General features: G+C 51.4%; 18 protein-coding genes and 1 other RNA gene. 2 read left to right on the forward strand and 17 right to left on the reverse strand.

The genetic code is table 11. The annotated features are described in order from the left end of the window. The 4 genes from QU597_RS21375 to QU597_RS21390 all read right to left on the reverse strand — a co-directional run bounded on the left by QU597_RS21375 (nucleotide 1) and on the right by QU597_RS21390 (nucleotide 2,215). A complete protein-coding gene (locus QU597_RS21375) occupies nucleotides 1–711 on the reverse strand; it encodes a lytic transglycosylase domain-containing protein (RefSeq protein WP_310829738.1) in 711 nt (236 codons plus the stop codon). A gap of 200 nt (nucleotides 712–911) precedes the next feature. Next, nucleotides 912–1,313 carry a hypothetical protein gene (locus QU597_RS21380; RefSeq protein ID WP_310829739.1) on the reverse strand — a complete coding sequence of 134 codons (402 nt, stop codon included), beginning with the start codon at nucleotides 1,311–1,313 and terminating at the stop codon, nucleotides 912–914. Between the two features lie 11 nt (nucleotides 1,314–1,324). Further along, complete coding sequence (locus QU597_RS21385) at nucleotides 1,325–1,546, reverse strand: DUF1540 domain-containing protein (RefSeq protein WP_310829740.1); 222 nt, start codon at nucleotides 1,544–1,546, stop codon at nucleotides 1,325–1,327. 171 nt (nucleotides 1,547–1,717) lie between these two features. Further along, nucleotides 1,718–2,215 (reverse strand): YpuI family protein, encoded by a 498-nt coding sequence (locus QU597_RS21390; RefSeq protein ID WP_054941776.1) that lies wholly within the window; start codon nucleotides 2,213–2,215, stop codon nucleotides 1,718–1,720. Nucleotides 2,216–2,437: 222 nt separating this feature from the next. Here QU597_RS21390 and QU597_RS21395 point away from each other — a divergent pair, with 222 nt between their 5' ends. Beyond that, a complete protein-coding gene (locus QU597_RS21395; protein ID WP_310829741.1) occupies nucleotides 2,438–4,336 on the forward strand; it encodes a S8 family peptidase in 1,899 nt (632 codons plus the stop codon). Between the two features lie 4 nt (nucleotides 4,337–4,340). Here QU597_RS21395 and pdxR read toward each other — a convergent pair whose 3' ends face one another. Continuing rightward, nucleotides 4,341–5,771 (reverse strand): MocR-like pyridoxine biosynthesis transcription factor PdxR, encoded by a 1,431-nt coding sequence (gene pdxR, locus QU597_RS21400; protein ID WP_310829742.1) that lies wholly within the window; start codon nucleotides 5,769–5,771, stop codon nucleotides 4,341–4,343. Nucleotides 5,772–5,864: 93 nt separating this feature from the next. Between pdxR and QU597_RS21405 the strand changes: the two genes are divergently transcribed. Continuing rightward, nucleotides 5,865–7,094: an aminotransferase-like domain-containing protein gene (locus QU597_RS21405; protein WP_310829743.1), complete on the forward strand. Its 1,230-nt coding sequence runs from the start codon at nucleotides 5,865–5,867 to the stop codon at nucleotides 7,092–7,094. Between the two features lie 303 nt (nucleotides 7,095–7,397). Here the strand turns inward: QU597_RS21405 and rnpB are convergent. The 12 genes from rnpB to era all read right to left on the reverse strand — a co-directional run bounded on the left by rnpB (nucleotide 7,398) and on the right by era (nucleotide 19,774). Beyond that, nucleotides 7,398–7,806, reverse strand: an RNA gene (gene rnpB, locus QU597_RS21410) — RNase P RNA component class A. Between the two features lie 63 nt (nucleotides 7,807–7,869). After that, on the reverse strand, nucleotides 7,870–8,985 hold the full coding sequence (locus QU597_RS21415) for a Nif3-like dinuclear metal center hexameric protein (protein WP_310829744.1): 1,116 nt from the start codon (nucleotides 8,983–8,985) through the stop codon (nucleotides 7,870–7,872). Further along, nucleotides 8,961–9,737 carry a tRNA (adenine(22)-N(1))-methyltransferase gene (locus QU597_RS21420; protein ID WP_310829745.1) on the reverse strand — a complete coding sequence of 259 codons (777 nt, stop codon included), beginning with the start codon at nucleotides 9,735–9,737 and terminating at the stop codon, nucleotides 8,961–8,963. The genes QU597_RS21415 and QU597_RS21420 overlap by 25 nt, the downstream gene beginning before the upstream one ends. Then, nucleotides 9,734–10,558, reverse strand: coding sequence for a hypothetical protein (locus QU597_RS21425; RefSeq protein ID WP_310829746.1), 825 nt, complete (start codon nucleotides 10,556–10,558; stop codon nucleotides 9,734–9,736). Before QU597_RS21425 ends, QU597_RS21420 begins: the two co-directional genes overlap by 4 nt. A 92-nt stretch (nucleotides 10,559–10,650) precedes the next feature. Further along, nucleotides 10,651–11,787: an RNA polymerase sigma factor RpoD gene (gene rpoD, locus QU597_RS21430; protein WP_054941783.1), complete on the reverse strand. Its 1,137-nt coding sequence runs from the start codon at nucleotides 11,785–11,787 to the stop codon at nucleotides 10,651–10,653. A 40-nt stretch (nucleotides 11,788–11,827) separates the two neighbouring features. Beyond that, nucleotides 11,828–13,648, reverse strand: a complete 1,821-nt coding sequence (gene dnaG / locus QU597_RS21435; RefSeq protein ID WP_054941784.1) for a DNA primase — start codon at nucleotides 13,646–13,648, stop codon at nucleotides 11,828–11,830. Between the two features lie 40 nt (nucleotides 13,649–13,688). Then, nucleotides 13,689–14,168: a YaiI/YqxD family protein gene (locus QU597_RS21440; protein ID WP_370656206.1), complete on the reverse strand. Its 480-nt coding sequence runs from the start codon at nucleotides 14,166–14,168 to the stop codon at nucleotides 13,689–13,691. Nucleotides 14,169–14,364: 196 nt separating this feature from the next. Then, nucleotides 14,365–16,446, reverse strand: coding sequence for a glycine--tRNA ligase subunit beta (gene glyS, locus QU597_RS21445; protein ID WP_310829747.1), 2,082 nt, complete (start codon nucleotides 16,444–16,446; stop codon nucleotides 14,365–14,367). Beyond that, entirely contained in the window at nucleotides 16,439–17,326 is an 888-nt protein-coding gene (glyQ, locus tag QU597_RS21450; protein ID WP_054941785.1) for a glycine--tRNA ligase subunit alpha, read from the reverse strand. The genes glyS and glyQ overlap by 8 nt, the downstream gene beginning before the upstream one ends. 465 nt (nucleotides 17,327–17,791) lie before the next feature. Continuing rightward, nucleotides 17,792–18,547, reverse strand: a complete 756-nt coding sequence (gene recO, locus QU597_RS21455; RefSeq protein WP_310829748.1) for a DNA repair protein RecO — start codon at nucleotides 18,545–18,547, stop codon at nucleotides 17,792–17,794. A 36-nt stretch (nucleotides 18,548–18,583) separates the two neighbouring features. Next, on the reverse strand, nucleotides 18,584–18,727 hold the full coding sequence (locus QU597_RS21460; protein WP_082451906.1) for a YqzL family protein: 144 nt from the start codon (nucleotides 18,725–18,727) through the stop codon (nucleotides 18,584–18,586). A gap of 153 nt (nucleotides 18,728–18,880) precedes the next feature. Further along, the gene (gene era / locus QU597_RS21465; protein ID WP_054941788.1) at nucleotides 18,881–19,774 is read right to left on the reverse strand and encodes a GTPase Era; all 894 of its coding nucleotides are present in this window, start codon (nucleotides 19,772–19,774) and stop codon (nucleotides 18,881–18,883) included. Nucleotides 19,775–20,021: the final 247 nt, after the last annotated feature.

The following is a 20,021-nucleotide window of genomic DNA, read 5'->3' on the forward strand; positions in this document are numbered from 1 at the left end:
TTATACCGCGTACTCTGCGCGGGCGCGTTCTATTTTGGTAATGTAGGCCTGGGTTTCCTTGGGAAGCAGACTCAGCTTCTCCATCAGCTCCTGGTCATTGCTTACGCCAAGCCTGTTCACCCGTCCGGGTCCGGCGTTGTAAGCAGCCAGTGCCATCTTCTCCTGCCCGTCATAGCGCTTCAGCTGGTAAGACAAGTAGCGGACCCCGCCATCGATGCTTTGAGCCGGATCGAACGGATCTGAGACGCCCAGCCCGTTAGCGGTACCGTCCATCAGCTGCATCAGTCCCTTAGCTCCAGCCGATGATACGACATTCGGATTAAAGGAGGATTCCGTATCAATCACTGCCTTGATCAAATCGACCGGCACACCGTATTTCGCACTGGCAGCCTGAATCAGATCCTCATAGTCGGTTGGAACCGTCTCTGTTATTTCCCCGGAAATTTCGCTGTAGCCGCCGGCAGTCCCGCCAAGCTGCTGCCATATCAGATTACTTAGTGATGAGCTGTCCGGAAGGGAGGTCAGCCCGCTGGCGCTGTCTCCGTTCGCAGACTGCAAGGCAAGCTGTTGAAGCAAGGCGGCAAACTCGGATTTGGAGGAACCCGAGGTTTCTCCGCTATGTTTTCCGGTTAACTCCTTGATGCCTGAACCCCGCAGATTCACCCATTTCAGCTGCCCAAGCCCGCTGGCCGTAGCCGGATCTATACCCATACCTGAAAACCCTTCTTTCTGGTTCATTCTATATATAAATTCTCTGGTCCGAAGAGGCTCTATTTAAATTTGAGATACGCCTTTATTTTACAATTCATTTACTATAAATGCTATAACCCGACATGAAAAAACAGACTTCAGACCCGTATAGTTAGGTCTTAAAGCCTGTTTCGATGCCGCATTTCATGTTTTCCAAAGTCTTATCGGGCAAACGGAATCATCACAAAATAACTCAGCGTAGACACAATTCCCAGTCCCATCGCCCACGCTCCGGTTGTTTTCTGTCCCCGGGTATAAGCATAGTAACCAAGCACTGCAGCCACAGGCCCTGTAATAATCGACCAAATAAATAAGGAAGCTATCCCGAATGCAAGTCCGACGTAGCCCATTCTTTTACTGTCGCTGTTCTCCCCTGCGGTTTCTTTCTTCTCTGTAACCCTGTCTGTTCTTTGCAGCTGTGTTAAGGGCGGACTTACTTCAGCAGCGTACTCTTCATTATGCGAAGGGTCCCGCCTTGGGTAATCCACCCTGCTGCGCGGACGCAGAATTATTTTCCTGCGTTTTCCCGGGTCATGTTTCGTTCCCTCTTGGTTCGAATCCATCTGCAGTCCTCCTAGACACCAGGCTTGAAGGTTAGGCAACAGGTTGCGGACGAAGTGCTGGCATGATCATGGTGGTTGTGATTGGTCATCTCTTCGGCATATTCTTCCTTAAAGCCGCTGCCGGTGTGCTTGTCGATCTCAATAATGATTTCTTCAGCCCGGCATAAATTTTGTTCACCCCAATAATGGCAATTGCTCACACTGCATTTTACAAGCGGTTTAGCGTTTGACATATGATCACCTCGGATTCATTATGTCCGTGGCATTTCATCTCTATTCGGGTTGAGGACTGCCAGCTGTTGCCGGCATGGATCGGATCATAAAAAAAGACCGGACCTGTCATATACACATGACAAGTGCGGTCTCTTGGGAATTTAAGTTATGGGTAGCTGTTGCAATAAAGCTTAGACCTGGTTTTGCATCCGCTTTTCGGTCAAATAGTCATTCTCATAATAACTGAGATCATCACGCAGCTCTTCATAAACCTTGGTAATCTCCATAATGATGTCACGCGCAGGGCGGACAGGTTTCTTGCGGAAGCGGATGGCATCCTGGCCTGTGTAGGCATAGCGGCCATCTTCGGAGTAGCTTTCATTCTTCGGATAGAAGAAGTTGTTGACTCCAAAATGGTATACGTTATAAAGCGCCTTTTGGGCGAAATCTTCATCAAATGTGGCACGGCGAAGTGCAACCCCAAGCTTCTCATAGGACATTTCCGAGAATACCAGCAGATGGCGGAGATCGGACAAGAAACCTTGATAGAATGTCACCGTTTCCTCATCTTCTTCGGTTACCAGCTGCGGCAGCGCATGCCCATTCAGGAATAACTCCATTTTTCCGATTACCGATTTAAGTTTTTCTCTCGTCGTTTCACATAATTTCTGCACATTAGCTGCTGACATGGCGATTGCTCCCCCTTATTAGTCCTTGCTCTTATTGTTGTTTACGAAAGGTATTGCCAAAACGGATGGTTACTGTAGCAATATCAAGAAGCTGTACTAGCCGGTTATTCCTTTTGATATTATCACAAAACCAAGGGACGCGGTATCCTTTTCTCTGATGCATAAAACTTGTTCGCTCTTCTAAACCTACAGCTTATACGATACCTTGAAGGAGCGGAAAATATGTCACGTAAAAATCTAACGGTCGCCGGTCTTGTCACCGCTGCGTTCACGGTTGTCCTGCTTACCTTTGTTCTGCGCCCAGCTGAAGAACCGGGGTTGAAACAAACTGCGCAAGCAACCGTTCCCAATCCCTCACAGGAAAAAACGGTCAAAAAAACAAATCTTGTTCAGGATGTCAGCGCTACCGATCGTTTGAACCGGACTGATGTAAGCAAACATTTGCGGACCATGCTCGCAGAGACTCACGGTGTGCCACCCCAGGATATTTCAGCATATGCTCAGCGCCTTCAGCAGGGACACGGGCATATCACCATGCTGATGTGGATCGATTACCGGACCCATAAGACAAGCACCTTCAAATCCTTACTCCCGGAAGGCACCGATCAGGAGAACAAACAGCTGCGCAAATACCTGAATTCAGCAAAGGCTGCGATTAAGGGGCATCAGTCGTATGAATCTCCTTCCTTTATTATCGGCGATAAAAAATATTACTTTATGGCCCAGCGTGATCAGGAAGGTAATATCGCTGTAATCGCCCTGATCAATCAAAAGATCCTTGACCGTGTAGCCGATCACCAGCTCAAAAATCTGCGGCTCATCCCTTACCCGAAGGAAGGCAACTACCGGGTGGAATCCGTCCATACCGACACGCTGAAGGATATTACCGTTAAGACAGGCCATGATAACGAAAATGCCAGCCATTTTTACGAGAACGAAATCGTCGTCCGCTTCAAGAACGGCCATCCTACTGCCGGACAGCTTCAGACCATCGCAGCGGATATCCGCTGCAAGGAGCCGCGTAAACTGGGCTATGCTTATATTTTCCGATCAGACAAAATGACTTATTCCCAGCTCAAAACCTATTTTACTAGGAAATGGAGTCCGGAATATACGGAGCCTCACTATATGTATTTAACCAATGACGCTGTAGACGAAAATACTGGAGCTAAAGTTATTACACCCAATGATCTCCTGTTCTCTACGTACCAGTGGAATCTTCCGGCTATCGAGACTGAGCAGGGCTGGAATCTGTCCAAAGGCAGCAAAGAGGTTATTGTCGCCGTGGTTGATACCGGTGTGCAGGCAAGCCATCCGGACTTAAAAGGCCAGCTGCTCACCGGATATAATGCGATCACTAACGGATCTACACCGGATGACGATGTGGGACATGGAACTCATGTGGCGGGTATTATCGGCGCGTTGACCAATAACGAGGAAGGTGTCGCCGGCATCAGCTGGTACAACAAAATACTGCCGATTAAAGCGCTCGACAACTCGGGAGCAGGCACAACCTACTCCGTTGCTGAAGGCATTATCTGGGCTGCCGACAACGGTGCTAAGGTCATCAATCTCAGCCTCGGTAACTATGCCGATTCGCAGTTTTTGCATGATGCCATTAAATATGCCTATGACCGCGATATTGTGATCGTCTCCGCATCGGGGAACGACAACACTGAACGCCCGGGTTATCCGGCTGCTTACGAAGAAGTGCTCGCCGTTGCCGCCACCAATTCCACCGGAGAACGGGCTTCCTTCTCAAACTACGGGGAATACATTGACGTTGCAGCACCGGGAGAGAGCATCGCCAGCACCTATCCCGATAATCAATATGCGGCTTTATCAGGAACTTCAATGGCGAGTCCGCATGTCGCTGCGCTTGCCGGGCTGGTTCGCTCACTGAATCCGGCCTTAACCAACAAGGAGGTCATGCAGCTGATGACCGCTAATGCCGTCGATCTTGGTGATGCGGGACATGACAAATATTACGGGTGGGGCCAGGTTGATATTTACAAAACACTCCGGGCTGCAGGCGGAAGCGATGTACCGCTACAGCTGTTCCCCCAGCATGTCGGGCAGCAGCTGAAAAGCCTGCAGCAAAGTCTGGAAAATAACCATTAAAGCATTACCTTAGATGCTCTCTCAGCAGCAGCAGGAATTGCCTCAGGCCCCGCTCCATCTCAGCTTCCGTCATTTGTGAATAACAGAGCCGGATATGCCGGGAAGGCTTCTCGCCGGAATAACATACATCGCCCGGAAGAAAGGATATCCCCTCCTGCTCAGCCCGCGCATGCAGTCCTGCGATCCCTTCTGCTGCGGGCAGCTGCAGCCACAGGTTCAATCCTCCTTCCGGAAGATTCCAGGTGACTCCCGGCGGGGCATGCTGCTTCAGCAGCTTTGCCGCTATCTCCATCCGTCCCCGCAAGGCAGCCCGCAGCTGCTCTGCGTAAGCCTCATATTTCCGGGCGATGAACGGAAGTACCGCCCGCTGATTCAGCAGCGGACTGCCGAGGTCACTCGCTGACTTGGCGGCAATCAGCCTGGATAGGATATTGCCTCCGGCGGCAACACAAGCAATCCGGCAGCCCGGCGCAATGACTTTGCTGAAGCTTTTCATATAGACTACATGCCCCTCCTCATCTAAGGATTTGATAGGCGACGGCGGGGGCTTGTGGAAATAAAGATCACTGAACGGATCATCCTCGACAATGAGACAGCGGTAGCTTCTGGCCAGTTCCAGCAGCCGCTGTCTTCTTGTTATGCTCATAGTGACTCCGCTCGGATTCTGAAATGTAGGGTTGGTATAGATCAGCTTCGGCGGCCGCCGGTCACACAGCTTGGTCAGTACATCAATTCTCATTCCCTCATCGTCCATGGGTACAAAGATCATCTCCGCTCCCCGTCCGGCAAAAACATCGATTGCTCCTGTGTAACTGGGCGCTTCCAGATATACAGTATCTCCCGGACCCACAAAAGTCCGGGCAACCAAATCAATCCCCTGCTGTGACCCGCTCGTAATCATTATGCCGGAGGCCTGTACAGAAACCCCGTGTTTTCTCAAATGCCGGGACATCACTTCACGAAGCTCCGAATCCCCCTGGAAATTCCCGTAGGAGGCCATCAGCTCAGGCTGCTCAAGTACAAGCCGGGACATCGTCGATCCAATCTCATCCAGAGGAAGCAGATCACTGTGAATGGCTGCTATATGAAAGGGGTATTGCACATTAGAGTAATCAAAATTCCGCCAAAGCTGGGCCCGGGGCAAAAAATCATCATACCCGTCCTGCCATCCGGACCCGGCTTCCTGTGCTTTTTGCGGCTTCTTTGCCACAAAACAGCCCTTCCCCTGGCTGCACAGAATATGGCCATGGCTCTCCAAATCGTCATAGGCTTTGCTCACCGTGACCTGGCTGACCTTCAAAGAGGAGGCCAGACTGCGTACAGAGGGCAGGCGCATGCCCGGCTGAAGCAGGCCGGACGTGATTCGCTGAGCCAGCGTCCCGCTGATTTGCTGCGGCAGGGACTTAGTGCTGCTGCGAACTAACTCAATATGCATTTGGCCATCCTCCCACTGTTATATTCAGCGCTTTACTGTTATACCGCTATGCCGTTATGATACAACAAAATTCAATTGCGGGGAGCTTTTTTTATGAAGATCAATTACGCTGAAATGACAGGTCATCTCGGATCGTCAGCCGTTCGTGATATTCTCAAGGTTACACAGGGCAAGGATATCATCTCCCTGGCAGGCGGATTGCCCGGAGAGGATCTGTTTCCGGTGGAGGCTGTCCGTGAAGCCTATAACCGTGTGCTATCCGGAAGCGCCTCTTCGCTGCAATACGGGCTTACCGAAGGATATGCACCGCTGCGCGAGGCTGTAGCCGCCAGATTAACACTTCAGGGTATTCCCGTTCAAGCTGCCGATCTGCTCCTGACCACAGGCTCCCAGCAAGCCATCGATCTCTTCTGTAAAGTCCTGCTTGACCCGGGCGACACAGTGCTAATTGAAGCGCCCACTTATCTGGCCGCCCTGCAGGTATTGGGCTCTTACCGCGCTGATCTTCAGACCGTACAAAGCGATGAATTCGGTATGCTGCCGGATCATCTGGAGGAACAGCTCCGGCTGCACCGTCCCAAGCTGCTCTACACCGTGCCCACCTTCAATAATCCCTCGGGCGCAAGCTGGAGCAGGGAACGCCGTGAACGAACGGTTGAACTATGCCGGCGCTACAACGTGCTGATTCTGGAAGACAACCCCTATGGTGAAATAACATTCGATGAAACCCCGGGAGCCTATCCGCCAACCATGGCTTCCATTGACAGAAGCTCCGGCGATGACAACTGTGTCGTGTACACCGGTACCTTCTCCAAAATCGTTGCCCCCGCCCTGCGCACCGGCTGGATTACCGGACCCTCTGAGCTGATCCAAATGATCGCAAAAGCGAAGCAGGCTGCTGACCTGCACTCCAGTGCAATTGACCAGCGCGCCTTGCATGAATTACTTCAGGGATTTGATATTGATGCGCATATCCGTGTCATTTCACGGGAATATCATTCACGGATGAAGCGGCTCTCCGGCGAACTGTCCGGACGGGGCTGGGAGGGAGCCAGCTTCAGCGAGCCGCGGGGCGGAATGTTTCTGTGGCTGAAGCTTGCGCCGGATATTAACACTACCGAGCTTCTTCCACTGGCCGTAGAGCAGGGTGTAGCGTTTGTCCCCGGTGCAGTGTTCTATGCAGCCGATCCGCTTACGAACGCGATGCGCCTAAACTTCACGCATACCCCTCCAGCACTGGTACCGCTTGCTGTACAGCGGCTTGAGACGGCACTGGAGAACTATACGCGGAAATCTGTAAAGGCAATGGGAACAATCGTCTAGGCAGCCTGAATGTTTCTTGTTTCACCCACTTTGCCTCTTGGGCCAAATTCAAAGGGATTTATCCCGTTCATTTCACCCAGTTTGCCACTTGAGCTAATATCAAAGGGATTTTTCCCGCTCATTTTGCCCAGTTTGCCCTATAGCCTGAATTCAAAGGGATTTATCCCGTTCATTTCACCCAGTTTGCCCTATGAGTCGAAATCAAAGGGATTTTTCCTCGAAATCTAAAAAAAGCGGTCTTCCAAAAGGAAGGCCGCTGTCTTGTCGTATATAAGCTTCGTACTATCACTATGAGTTGTCAGTTAGGAAAGTTTGCCGTAAGCCGGGTTCTGTGCTCGTTGTGGTTCAACCGGGAACTACCCTCCCACCATAAGCGACAATCATCTATCTAGGCCGTACATTACTGCACAGCTCCAGCGACCAACCTAGACACGCCTCAGGCGAAGGCTGCTCTTCCGGTAAAGGAAGCGCTGTGTCTCATTAGGTCTTGCTCCAGATGGGGTTTACCAGGAACGAAGTCACCAGCGTTCCTCGGGGTCTCTTACACCTCGGTTCCATCCTTGCCTGTGCCGCCCGAAAGCGGCCATCGGCGGTCCATTTCTGTGGCACTATCCTTCGGCTCGCGCCGACTGGACGTTATCCAGCACCCTGCCTTGTGGAGCCCGGACTTTCCTCCCGCGGCTAAGCCGCCGGCGATTGTCTGTCAAACTTCCCGAACAACATTGTATATTATACAGACTTGCACCAGTCTGCACAAGTGTAAAATAAAGGAACTTTACAGAAACTTGAAAGGCTCTGTGTCAATTTGCGAAGCATAAACTGCGGTACCATACTTATGTTCCGCCAGTTTACTGCTCATCCACTCCGCCACATGCTCCTTCATAATCTTCTCCGCATTATGTCCCGGATCGATTAGGGCAATCCCGGCCAGAAAGGCATCCTGCGCCGTATGGTAATCCACATCACCGGTTACCAGCACATCAGCTCCCTTAAAGATGGCACTGTTATAGTATTTGGCACCGGATCCGCCCATCACCGCGGCTTTGCGGACCGGACGGTTTAGGTTACCTACGACACGTACATGATCCACCTTCAACCCGCGCTTAACCGTTTCGATGAATTCACCTAATGTCGTCGGCTCTTTAAGCTTGCCTACTCTGCCCAGTCCAAGGCTCCGGCCTTTGAGATCCATCGAATAGAGATCGTACGCAACCTCTTCATATGGATGTGCCTTCAGCATGGCCTGGACCACCTTATTGCGGATGGAGAGCGGAACAATCGTTTCGATGCGGATTTCCTCGGCACGCTCCATTTTGCCTGCTTCCCCAATATAAGGGTCGGAGCCTTCACGCGGAACAAAAGTACCATAGCCCTCAATATTGAAGCTGCAATGGCTGTAATTCCCGATCCACCCCGCACCGGCATTCAGGATCGCATCGAGTACCTTCTGATGATGGTCTTTCGGCACGAATACGACCAGCTTGGACAGCTGTTCCGTATGAATATCCTTGATCGGCGCCCCGTTCTCAATACCAAGCGCTTCCGCCATCCAATCGTTCATTCCGCCTTCGGCTACATCAAGATTGGTGTGGCTGATATAGACCGCGATGTCATTTTTGATCAGCTTTTCATAGAGCTTCCCCATAGGAGTATCGGTCTGAATCCCCTTAATCGGCCGGAAAATAATCGCATGATGGGCAATAATCAGATTGCAGCCCTTAGCAATGGCTTCGTCCACAATGGCGTCGTTGACATCGAGGGCAACCAGCACGCCGCTGATTTCCTTCTGCAGGCTGCCAAGCTGAAGGCCTACATTATCCCATTCTTCCGCCAGATGCTTCGGGGCAAGCTGCTCCATATAGCCAATTACAGTTTGTCCTTTGGCAAACATTCCAGCACCTCCGAAATTTTCTTGATCTGCGCCCGGATTTTACTCCGTTTCTCTTCCGCCGAATCAAGCTCCGAGCGGGACAACGAGCCAAGAATGCCTTCCAGCTTGGCAATTTCGCCCTGCCATTTAGCGGTAAATACGGCATTCGGCCTCTCCAGCAGCCAAGGTCCCATTTGCAGCAGCATGTCCGGGCTGCAGATAACTCCTCCTGGCAGCACCCGCTCTAGATACAGCTGCTCATTGGTCAGTCCGAAAGCATCCCCTTCAGGATAGGCTGTCAGCACTTCGTAGATTTTGCCGTCCTCTTCAAGAATATGCTCGGCCGTCACTACCCAGCCGTTATTCAGCAGCCAGCGGCGCAAAATATCCTCGCCCACATTCGGCTGCAACGCCAGCGTCTTCACACCCTCCAGCTTGCCGAGGGCCTGGCCGCGGCCCAAAATGGCAGCGATCAGCGATCCGCCCATTCCGGCAATCGTGATGCAGTCTGCTTCGCCCGGTTCAAGCACTTCAAGCCCGTCACCGCGCCGTACAACGATTTGTTTGCCGAGTCCGGCCTCTGCAACGCCTTTAAGCGCCGCCTCATACGGACCCTGATTTACTTCACCTGCAATTGCCGAAACAGCTTTTCCGCTCTCAACAGCAGCTACAGGAAGCAGCGCGTGATCGGAGCCGATATCGGCGAGCCTGCTTCCTTCCGGCACCTGATCCAGCAGAAGCTGCAGCCGGTCTGATAATTTTACTTTGTTCATGAGGCCACCCACGTTATCCATTTTTTTCGGAAAATAAACAGCAGAGCCAATCCGGCAGCAACCTTCACTATCAATAACAGTGACACCCAGCCCGGATAGCCCTGTCTTAGCCACAATGCATCGACCTCCGGCATTAGCCACAGCGACACGCCGACTCCCAGATAGACACCTGACACTCCGCTGACCTTATGATAAAGCAGCCAGCTTAACCAGACCATCAACACACATAGCGGCAGCCAGATCAGCTCCAGCTCCAGCATTGAGGCATCCGGACGCATTTGCCCGGAGAATCCGGCATACAGGAGTGCCCAAAAGGCAAAGCCGCAGTAGTGCAGCAGACCAATCCGCAGGGTGAACCCCAGCACGCACCACAGCAGCCCGCAGCCCGCAATCAGCAGAGGTCTCCAAAAGTCAGGATCAAGGTCATGCAGTGCGATCAGCCATAGGCCAAAACCCAGTGTCAGCACACTGCCGACTCCAGCCAGGAGGAGGCTGATCATATTATTACGGTCCCGGTAAATGGCCGAATAACCGTAACAGACCACTAAAACACAGAGTGCTGTTGCAAGTTGCAAAGGCCAGGGAAAAACGCTAAAATAAAGACTAATCAAGAAAATCAAGGAAATAATTCCAAAACCAAACAACCAAACTTTGATGCTTCCCTGCTGTAGATTTTGCAGCGATACCGGATTGCTGTCCTTGATCTCCGCCTCATCATTGTAAAGGTTGGTCAGGAAGTCACAATATTGTTCCGGCAGCAGCTTGCTTCTTCTCCAGTACTGAATTTCTCTTATAATAATTTCACGTTTTTCCAGATTCAACGGCTTATCCCTCATTTCACCCTTGCGCTAGATGCTTTCTCAAGCTAAAAGAACCTCCTGCCACTATGCAGCAGAAGGTCCGGTTATCGAATCTATTCGAGGAAATCCTTAAGCCGTTTGCTGCGGCTCGGGTGACGCAGCTTGCGCAGCGCCTTGGCTTCGATCTGACGAATCCGCTCACGCGTAACACCGAATACTTTGCCGACTTCCTCAAGCGTTCTTGTCCGTCCGTCATCCAGACCGAAACGGAGTCTAAGCACGTTCTCTTCACGCTCAGTGAGCGTGTCCAGCACATCCTCCAGCTGTTCCTTCAGCAGTTCATAAGCAGCGGCGTCCGCAGGCGCCAGCGCCTCCTGATCCTCGATGAAATCGCCGAGATGCGAATCATCCTCTTCCCCGATAGGGGTTTCCAGCGATACCGGTTCCTGAGCAATCTTCATGATTTCTCTAACCTTCTCAACTGTCAGCTCCATTTCTGCAGCAATTTCCTCCGGCGAAGGCTCACGTCCCAGTTCCTGCAGCAGCTGGCGGGAGACACGGATCAATTTGTTGATCGTTTCCACCATATGCACAGGAATACGGATCGTACGCGCCTGGTCAGCGATAGCCCGGGTGATCGCCTGGCGAATCCACCATGTAGCATAGGTACTGAATTTGAATCCTTTGTTGTGGTCAAACTTCTCCACTGCTTTGATCAGACCCATATTGCCTTCCTGAATCAAATCCAGGAACAGCATGCCGCGTCCGACATAACGTTTGGCGATACTTACTACGAGACGCAGGTTGGCTTCGGCCAGACGGCGTTTGGCTTCCTCGTCACCATTTTTGATCCGCATAGCCAGCTCAACTTCATCATCAGCCGAGAGCAGTGGCACACGTCCGATTTCCTTCAAATACATCCGGACTGGATCGTTAATTTTGATTCCCGGCGGCAAGGACAAATCGTCATCGAAGCTGAAATCATCACTATCGCTGTTCTCATTGTCCTCACTCTGCCGAAGCGGATTGGAGCCTTCTTCATCATTCTCATTGACAACCTCAATCCCGAGGTCGCTGAGCTGCTCGTAGAATTCCTCCATCTGCTCGGGGTCTTGATCAAACGGCGACAATTTCTCCATAATATCTTTGTAATTCAATGATGATCTTTTCTTGCCGTGTTCAATAAGCTGGTCCTTAACCTGATCCAGAGTAAATTCTGCTTCCAGTTCAGTATGCTGATCGTTCGCCATAATTCGACTCCCTCCTCCCTAGGTACATCCTGTCAAATTCTCACTGTCTCTCTAGGGTTATAATCTCACTTGCTATTTGTGCCGCACGTAAAAAGTCACCGGATTTCTCCGCTTGAATCATCTCTTCACGCTTTTGCTCCATCTTGCGCTGTGTAGGATATTTCTTCACTTCACGGATGCAGTCATCCAGAACCTGCGTATTCCAGTCTGGAGGTGTGTCCATCATGGATATTGCTGTAGCAGTCTTCTCCAGACGGTCATCCTGAAGCGATGATAGAAACCGGCTGATGCCGGGTGGTTTGCCTTGCGCGTAATAGGCATATAGATAAGCGGCAATTGCCGCATGATCATCGATGTTGAACTCTTCTCCGAGGCGTTCGCCTACATAAGCGGCAGCTTCCGGATCCTGAATCATAAAAGACAGCAGGCGCCGTTCTGCAGCATGATAAGCGGGCAGCAAAGTTGGTGTCTGCACTTGCCCTTTTTTATGCCTACCATTATTCCACCTTTTGTCGTTATTATCCCCTTCGGGCATGTTTTTTTGCATCGACGCGCGGAGTAAATTGCAGTCCTGTTTCAAGCTATCATATGACAGCTCGAGCTCGGAGGATATTTCCCGCAAATAAACTTCCCGCTCTGTGGAGGAGTGAAGCGTCGCAATAATCTGGAGCGCCTCCTTGACATAGGCTATTTTGCCGTCTTCCTCTAGGAGTATATGGTTTTTTTTCAGATATATAAGCTTAAATTTTATGGCTGAAACCGCCGAGTCAATCACCTGCTCCATGAACCTTTCCCCGCCGTGACGAGAGATAAACTCATCCGGGTCCAGTCCGCTTGGAAGCACGGCAACCTTAACCCTCAGTCCGCTATCCTCCAGCACCGGGATTGCCTTCAGCGCTGCAGCTTGTCCTGCCTTGTCACCGTCATAGGAGAGAATGATTTCATCTCCCAGACTTTTCAACAATGCCACATGGCTCTCCGTCAGCGACGTCCCCATTGTAGCTACACCGTTATGCACACCTGCTTCCCAGGCCGAAATGACATCGCCATATCCTTCGAAGAGGACGATTTGCCGCGTTTTGCGGATGGATGCTTTGGACTGGTGCAAATTGTACAGAATCCGGCTCTTGTTAAATATTCTGCTTTCCGGAGAGTTTAAATATTTTGGCTGACCGTCTCCGAGAATTCTTCCGGCAAAAGCAACTACCTTGCCCGTCCGGTTCGCAATCGGGAAAATGACCCGCCCGCGAAAACGGTCGATATAGCCCTTGCCTTCTCCTCTGGCAGACAGCAGCCCGCCTTTCTCCATCTCGGCGAGATCAAAATTCCGCTTCTCCAGGAATTGCAGCAGTGTATCCCAGCGGTCAGGAGCAAACCCAATCTGGAACTGGTCGATCATTTTGTCGCTGAAGTTTCGGGATCTTAAATAATTCATTGCGGCTGTGCCGTATTCCGTGTTCTTCAGCAGAAAATGATAAAACTTTGCTGACAATTCATAAGCCTGAATCAGCCGGTCCCGCTCGGGATCGGGTGGAGACAACGGCCCACCTTTGCCCTCGGGAATGGCAATGTCGCTTTCTTCCGCCATTATTCTGACTGCTTCCGGGAAGGATAATCCTTCGATTTCCATCCTGAACTTAATGGCATTACCGCCCATTCCGCAGCCAAAGCAATGAAATACACCCCGGTCAGGGGTCACGGTGAAGGAAGGGGATTTCTCCGAGTGGAACGGGCAGAGGCCCCATAAATATTTCCCCTGCTTAGTTAGATGGACGACCTTGCCGACGGTTTCGGCAATATCATGCCGAGCCAGCACGCTCTCGATAACTTCTTCCGGAATATTACCGTGTCCGCTTGCCACTTTTAGCCACCTTCATCTCTTAACAAATAAATATAATTCGCTATAGCTGCACATTCTCCTGCAAAAGTGTTAAAAGTTTTGTCAGTTTATGTTGAAAAAGATTTTTTTCTTCGGCCGTGATCGCTTTTGGTCCTTTGGAATAGTGCCCGCGCCGGCGTTCCACAGCCCTGGCATGCCTGCCTTCCAGCATAAAATCCATCTTGGAATCCTCATATTCCTGTCCGCGGTTCGAAAGCACCCTGCAGCGTTTGCCCAGCGCCAGCGCAGCTAGTCCATAATCCTGCGTGATGACGATATCTCCGGCAGAAATATGATTGGCGATGTACAGATCAGCACTGTCAGCTCCGCGGTCAACCTGCACCACTGCGACACCCTCTTCCGCCTGAAGCACATGGTCAAAAGACGAAACCATCAGGACAGGTACGCCGAAGGAACGGGCAACAGCAGCAATTTCTTTTTTGACCGGACAAGCATCCCCGTCGACCACGATTTTTCTTCCGCTGGGCTTTTCCATGATCATCACCAAATTCCCGTGTAATATATATACGCTTTACCCAAACCGAAATCCTTCTTTGATAAAGCATAAATACGGAACGAATGTCAACTTACGCATTGGCACCGTTCCGTATATTTATACCCCAAACCATCGATCTATACCATAAGTTACACAAAATCACAAATTTGCTGCGGCAGCAAAGCTCGAATTCAGCCGGAAACTACCAAACCAGCTTGCCGAAATCGGCAAACACTCTGGAGTCTGCATCTACAGCGGACAGGAGAGCAAGGCGGTTCGTGCGGATCTGTTCGTCTTCCGCCATAACCATTACGGAATCGAAGAATCCGGTAACGGCATCCTTCAAGCCGGAAAGAATACTCAGCGCTTCTGCGGCATTTCTGGATGCAAGTGCGTCCTGGTAAGGCGCGTGGATTCCCTGCCATGTCTCATATAGCTTCACTTCAGCTGCTTCTTTCAGCAGGGAAGGCTGGATAACGGAACCCTCTGCCGCTTTGGCCGCCAGATTGCTGACACGGGTCAGCGAGTCGACGGTGATTTTGAAATCGGCCTGAGTGTTTACAGCCTCTGTGAGTGCACGGCTTCGGTTAACAACATCAACGATGTCATCAAATCCCGCTGCAGTGACAGCCTCCACAACGTCGTAGCGGATATTATCATCGGATAAAAGGCGCTTCACGCGAAGGCCAAAGAACTCGTAAAGGGTTATACGCAGTTCAGGGGCAAAATGTTTCTCTGTGCGTAAATTTTCATGAACTTCCACGGCTGCAGCGAAAATTTCCTGCAAACTGACCGGCAGCTTATGCTCCAGTACGATCTGCACAATACCTGCCGCCTGGCGGCGCAGCGCGTAAGGGTCCTGAGAACCCGTCGGGATAATCCCGAGCGAGAAGCTTCCGACGATCGTATCGATTTTATCAGCGAGGCTGACGACTATACCCGCCTCAGTCGACGGCACACTGTCTCCGGCAAAACGCGGCTGATAGTGCTCGAAAATACCTTTGGCAACATTCTCCGCTTCTCCAGCTTTGCGGGCGTAGTCTTCACCCATCGTGCCTTGAAGTTCCGGGAATTCACCGACCATTTGAGTTACAAGGTCGAATTTGCAAATATCCGCGGTACGGCTGACTTCAGCTGCCGCACTTTGAGAGAGCTCCAGCTTAGCTGCGAGTTTATCGGCAATAGCGCGGATTCTACGCACTTTGTCGCCGACACTGCCCAGTTCAACTTGATACACAATGGTTTCCAGCTTAGCCAGGGCATCGCTGATTTGCAGCTTCTGATCTTCTTCATAGAAGAATTTCGCATCCGATAAACGGGCGCGCAGCACCTTTTCATTTCCTTTGGCAATAACATCAAGCGACTCCGCATTACCATTCCGGACAGTAACGAAGAACGGCAGGAGCTTGCCCGCAGCATCAAATACCGGGAAATAACGCTGATGCTCACGCATCGAGGTAATCAGTACCTCCTGAGGAATGTTCAGGAAGGAAGGATCAAAGGTACCGAACAGTACCGTCGGAGTTTCCACCAGGAACAGCACTTCTTCCAGCAGATCTTCCTTGATTGCGATGGTCCATTCTTTTTCTGCTGCCAGCTTATTGATCTGATCCAGAATCAGCGTTTCGCGCTCCTTCACATCAACCAGCACATGCTGCGCCCGCATGGTTTCAACATAAGCTGCAGGTTCTGTAATGACTGTCTCTGCACCGAGAAAACGGTGGCCGCGGCTCACGTTGCCTGCTTGTACACCGGTAATCTCGAGATTGATAATGTCTTGGCCGAACAATGCAACGAGCCAGCGGATCGGACGGACGAATTTGAAATCATAAGCGCCCCAGCGCATATTTTTCGGGAAGCTCATCGAGCTGACGATACCTGTAAGTCCCTCGGCAAGCAAAGAGGAGGTCTCTACACCATCGCTGTTTTTGGTGGCATAGATATACTCCACGCCAGCCAGTTCCTTAAAGGTGAATTGGTCCGGTGATACCCCCTGGCTACGGGCAAAACCAAGTGCGGCCTTGCTCCATTCGCCGCTTGCATCCAGTGCAATTTTGCGTGACGGGCCCTTCACTTCTTCACTGATATCCGCCTGTTTCTCAGCTGCGTCTTTCACCAGTACAGCGAGTCTCCGCGGGGTGGCATAGGCTGTTACTCCGCTGTGCTCAATGCGCGAAGCTTCCAGCCATTTACCTGTTTTGTCCTGAAGCTGCTCCATCGCTGCCCGGATAAAGCGCGCAGGAATTTCCTCCAGACCAATTTCGAACAAGATATCTTTAGACATGCTCAGCACCTTCTTTCTTCAGCAGCGGGAAGCCCAGCTTCTCGCGTTCCTCCAGATATGTCGCCGCAACGGTACGGGCCAGATTCCGCACTCTTGTAATGAAGCCTGTACGTTCAGTGACACTAATGGCCCCGCGCGCATCCAAAAGGTTGAAGGTATGCGAGCATTTCAGCACATAGTCATAGGCCGGGAATACCAGATGGTTCTCCATGGCTCTGCGGGCTTCTTGTTCATAGGTGTTGAACAGGGTGAACAGCATCTGGACATCAGATACTTCAAAGGTATAGGTGGAATGCTCCACCTCCGGCTGATGGAATACGTCGCCGTAGGTCATTCCGTCTACCCACTCGAGATCGAATACATTTTCCTTCTCCTGAATATAAGAAGCCAGACGCTCCATACCGTAAGTGATTTCTACGGCCACCGGACTGGTCTCAATTCCGCCCACCTGCTGGAAATACGTAAACTGTGTAATTTCCATACCGTCCAGCCATACTTCCCAGCCTAGGCCTGCACAGCCCAGCGACGGGTTCTCCCAGTTATCTTCAACAAAGCGGATATCATGCAGCAATGGATCTACACCCAGCGCTTTCAGACTTTCCAGGTACAGCTCCTGGATGTTGTCTGGTGAAGGCTTGATGATTACCTGGAACTGGTGATGCTGGTACAACCGGTTCGGGTTCTCTCCATAACGTCCGTCCGACGGGCGTCGGGAAGGCTCAACATAAGCTACTTTCCACGGCTCGGGTCCAAGCGAACGCAAAAACGTCATAGGGTTCATCGTGCCCGCCCCTTTTTCCGTATCGTACGGCTGGACGAGGATACAGTTCTGTTCTGCCCAGAACTGCTGCAGCGTCAAAATCATCTGCTGAAAGTTCATACTACCGACTCCTTCGCTTTACAAGTTTGGTGGCAGTCTCTGCCATGAAGCTTCTTACTGTGCCGCGATGGAGGCGGCGCTATTATAGACCTGCAGCGTAGGCCCGAAGGTCCGCCACAAGACAAAAAAGCTCCCGCCCCCATGCCTGATTTCCAGACATAGGGACGAGAGCTTAACATATACTCCCGCGGTTCCACCCTACTTGATTACGCACCGCGTCCCCGGCCATTTCGGTCCAGTAATACGCAAGTTGACGAAATCCACTTTTCATACTGCCGTTTCCGTACTCCCGGGTGCCCTGTTCATGAACATTGTCCTGCCAGGCTTCCACTATCCCCGGCTCGCTTAAGCGACAACTGGCGTCCACTACTTTCCCGATCACTGCACGTCTCCAAGACTTCAGAGTGACATCGGCTGTAAATTAAAAAGAAACTGATCCTATAGTAACGGAATTTTAAGGATTCGTCAAATGTTGTATTTATCGAGCTGATCAAGGAAACCTTGCGACTTCAATTTCAGCCCGAGCTGCATATCCATAAACGCGCGCATTACATTTTTAAGTTCACTACGGGTTGCTTCCTTCACATCCACATTGCCGAGGCGTGTCAGATCAAGTGCTGCAAACAGGCGCAGCAGCTTAAGCGCACGGAGAGAAATCTCCATCGCCGGCGGGTCATTGTGTCTGCAGCTGCGGCATAATACCCCGCCGAGGCGGGGGCTAACGCGCAGTTCTTCATCCGGCTTATCCAGCCCGCAGGCAATACAATGATCGAGTTCCGGCCCGTATCCCGCAGCCTGCAGTATTTTCATCTCAAATACATTAAGAATGACACCGGGTTCCTTATCTTCTTCAAGCGCATTCAAACACGCCGACAGCTGCCGGAACCAGAAGCTGCCGGTTTCCTCCTCATGCAGCACACGGTCAAGCAGTTCGCATGCATATGAAGCATAGGCTGCTTTGATCAAATCTGTCCGCAGCGAATGATGGGACTGTGTTATTTCTCCTGCATTCAGGGTCCCTAACCCCCCATTGTTGCGGAAAAATACAAATTCCCCAACCGTGAACAGCTGGATTAGCGCAGCATGGCGGCTTTTGACCTTCTTGGCACCGCGTACGAGAACGCCTACTTTACCGGCGTTCTCGGTGCAAAGCGTAATAATGGCGTTCCCTTCACCGTAGTCCATGCTGCGGATGACGATCCCTTCCACCCTGTGTAGCATGCCTCTTCCCCCAACCATTCGGCAAGCAACCAGTCCTTATTGCGCTTCTTCATCAAGGGCCTTCTCTTCCTCCGCGAGCAGCGGTCCGCCTTCTTCAAGCGGATCTCCGGCTTCTCTATACAGCAGATAAGCATCGACATCTCCAGTCTTTGCAAAATACTTCCACGAAAAGTCTCGCATTCGTATTCATCCTTTCTTCGGAAACACGATGTCTCTTCAGAAATAGGATGTGCGCTGAGCTGAGGTTTATCCTTGCAATTCCTGCCAAGCAGAAACGGCCTGCCGTCCTGCTGGGCAGGCGGGGCCGTTTCAAGAAGCTGCGGAGCTTAAGTATTAAAGGTCTTTATGGAAGCCCAAATCGCGCAGTACGCGTTCCTGATTGCGCCAGTCTTTTTTCACTTTTACCCATAGCTCTAAGAAAATCTTCGAACCCAGCAGGTTCTCGATATCCGTGCGGGCCCGTCTGCCGACTTCCTTCAGCATCGCACCCTGCTTGCCGATAATAATTCCCTTCTGGGAGTCGCGCTCGACAAAAATAACCGCATTAATATGCACTACGCCATTAGGCTCTACGCGCATATCCTCGATGGCCACCGCAATAGAATGCGGGACCTCTTCACGGGTCATGTGGAGAATTTTCTCACGGATCAGCTCGGCACAGACGAACTGCTCCGGATGGTCGGTAATCTGGTCATCAGGATAATACTGAGGACCTTCCGGCAGATATTTGGCCACCTGATCCAGCAGCGTATTGACATTACTGCCGAGCTTGGCGGAAATCGGTACGATTTCAGCGAACTCATGCAGCTTGTTGTACTGTGCGATCAGCGGAAGCAGCGCCTCCGGTTCGATTTTGTCGATCTTATTAAGCACCAAAATAACAGGGGTCTTAACGCCGCTCAACTGCTCAGCGATAAAGCGGTCACCGCCGCCCAGACCCTCTGAAGCATCCACCAGGAACAGTACCGCTTCCACTTCATGCAGCGTGCTCATCGCCGTCTGGTTCATGTAATCGCCCAGCTTCGACTGTCTTTTATGGATACCCGGTGTGTCCAGGAATACGATCTGCGAATTGTTCGCCGTATACACCCCGTGAATTTTATTTCGTGTGGTCTGCGGCTTGTCCGACATGATGGCGATTTTTTGACCAATCACCTGGTTCATGAGTGTCGATTTGCCTACGTTCGGTCTGCCGATAATGGCGACAAACCCTGATTTGAATTTCATAAGATCTTCCCTTCTGCTGGTGAAAAATTCAAAAACTTTAATATTAAAGATTTTTCGATCCCCCTAAATCCCCCTTAGCCAAGGGGGACCCCAAGGGCCCCGCCCTCTGGACACCCGGAACTGGCGTGAGAGCAGGAATCGGTGCATGGATCGGCCTGGTGGAGCAATGAGCGCTTTCGTTCCCTGCGGGAACACGCTGGACGGCGGCGCCCAAAATGTTAGTAAAGACCATTATGAGCAGCTGAAG

This window comes from Paenibacillus pedocola (assembly GCF_031599675.1).
Lineage (GTDB): Bacteria > Bacillota > Bacilli > Paenibacillales > Paenibacillaceae > Paenibacillus_AQ > Paenibacillus_AQ pedocola.

Coding starts and splice junctions, on each gene's coding strand:
- rpoD (WP_054941783.1), bottom strand. CDS start 11,787: ATGGCGAACGATCAGCATACTGAACTGGAAGCAGAATTTACTCTGGAT.
- QU597_RS21375 (WP_310829738.1), bottom strand. CDS start 711: ATGGGTATAGATCCGGCTACGGCCAGCGGGCTTGGGCAGCTGAAATGG.
- QU597_RS21385 (WP_310829740.1), bottom strand. CDS start 1,546: ATGTCAAACGCTAAACCGCTTGTAAAATGCAGTGTGAGCAATTGCCAT.
- glyQ (WP_054941785.1), bottom strand. CDS start 17,326: ATGAACTTTCAGCAGATGATTTTGACGCTGCAGCAGTTCTGGGCAGAA.
- pdxR (WP_310829742.1), bottom strand. CDS start 5,771: ATGCATATTGAGTTAGTTCGCAGCAGCACTAAGTCCCTGCCGCAGCAA.
- QU597_RS21460 (WP_082451906.1), bottom strand. CDS start 18,727: ATGCGAGACTTTTCGTGGAAGTATTTTGCAAAGACTGGAGATGTCGAT.
- QU597_RS21390 (WP_054941776.1), bottom strand. CDS start 2,215: ATGTCAGCAGCTAATGTGCAGAAATTATGTGAAACGACGAGAGAAAAA.
- QU597_RS21380 (WP_310829739.1), bottom strand. CDS start 1,313: ATGGATTCGAACCAAGAGGGAACGAAACATGACCCGGGAAAACGCAGG.
- QU597_RS21415 (WP_310829744.1), bottom strand. CDS start 8,985: ATGTTTGCCAAAGGACAAACTGTAATTGGCTATATGGAGCAGCTTGCC.
- QU597_RS21395 (WP_310829741.1), top strand. CDS start 2,438: ATGTCACGTAAAAATCTAACGGTCGCCGGTCTTGTCACCGCTGCGTTC.
- QU597_RS21405 (WP_310829743.1), top strand. CDS start 5,865: ATGAAGATCAATTACGCTGAAATGACAGGTCATCTCGGATCGTCAGCC.
- QU597_RS21440 (WP_370656206.1), bottom strand. CDS start 14,168: ATGATCATGGAAAAGCCCAGCGGAAGAAAAATCGTGGTCGACGGGGAT.
- glyS (WP_310829747.1), bottom strand. CDS start 16,446: ATGTCTAAAGATATCTTGTTCGAAATTGGTCTGGAGGAAATTCCTGCG.
- recO (WP_310829748.1), bottom strand. CDS start 18,547: ATGCTACACAGGGTGGAAGGGATCGTCATCCGCAGCATGGACTACGGT.
- era (WP_054941788.1), bottom strand. CDS start 19,774: ATGAAATTCAAATCAGGGTTTGTCGCCATTATCGGCAGACCGAACGTA.
- QU597_RS21420 (WP_310829745.1), bottom strand. CDS start 9,737: ATGAACAAAGTAAAATTATCAGACCGGCTGCAGCTTCTGCTGGATCAG.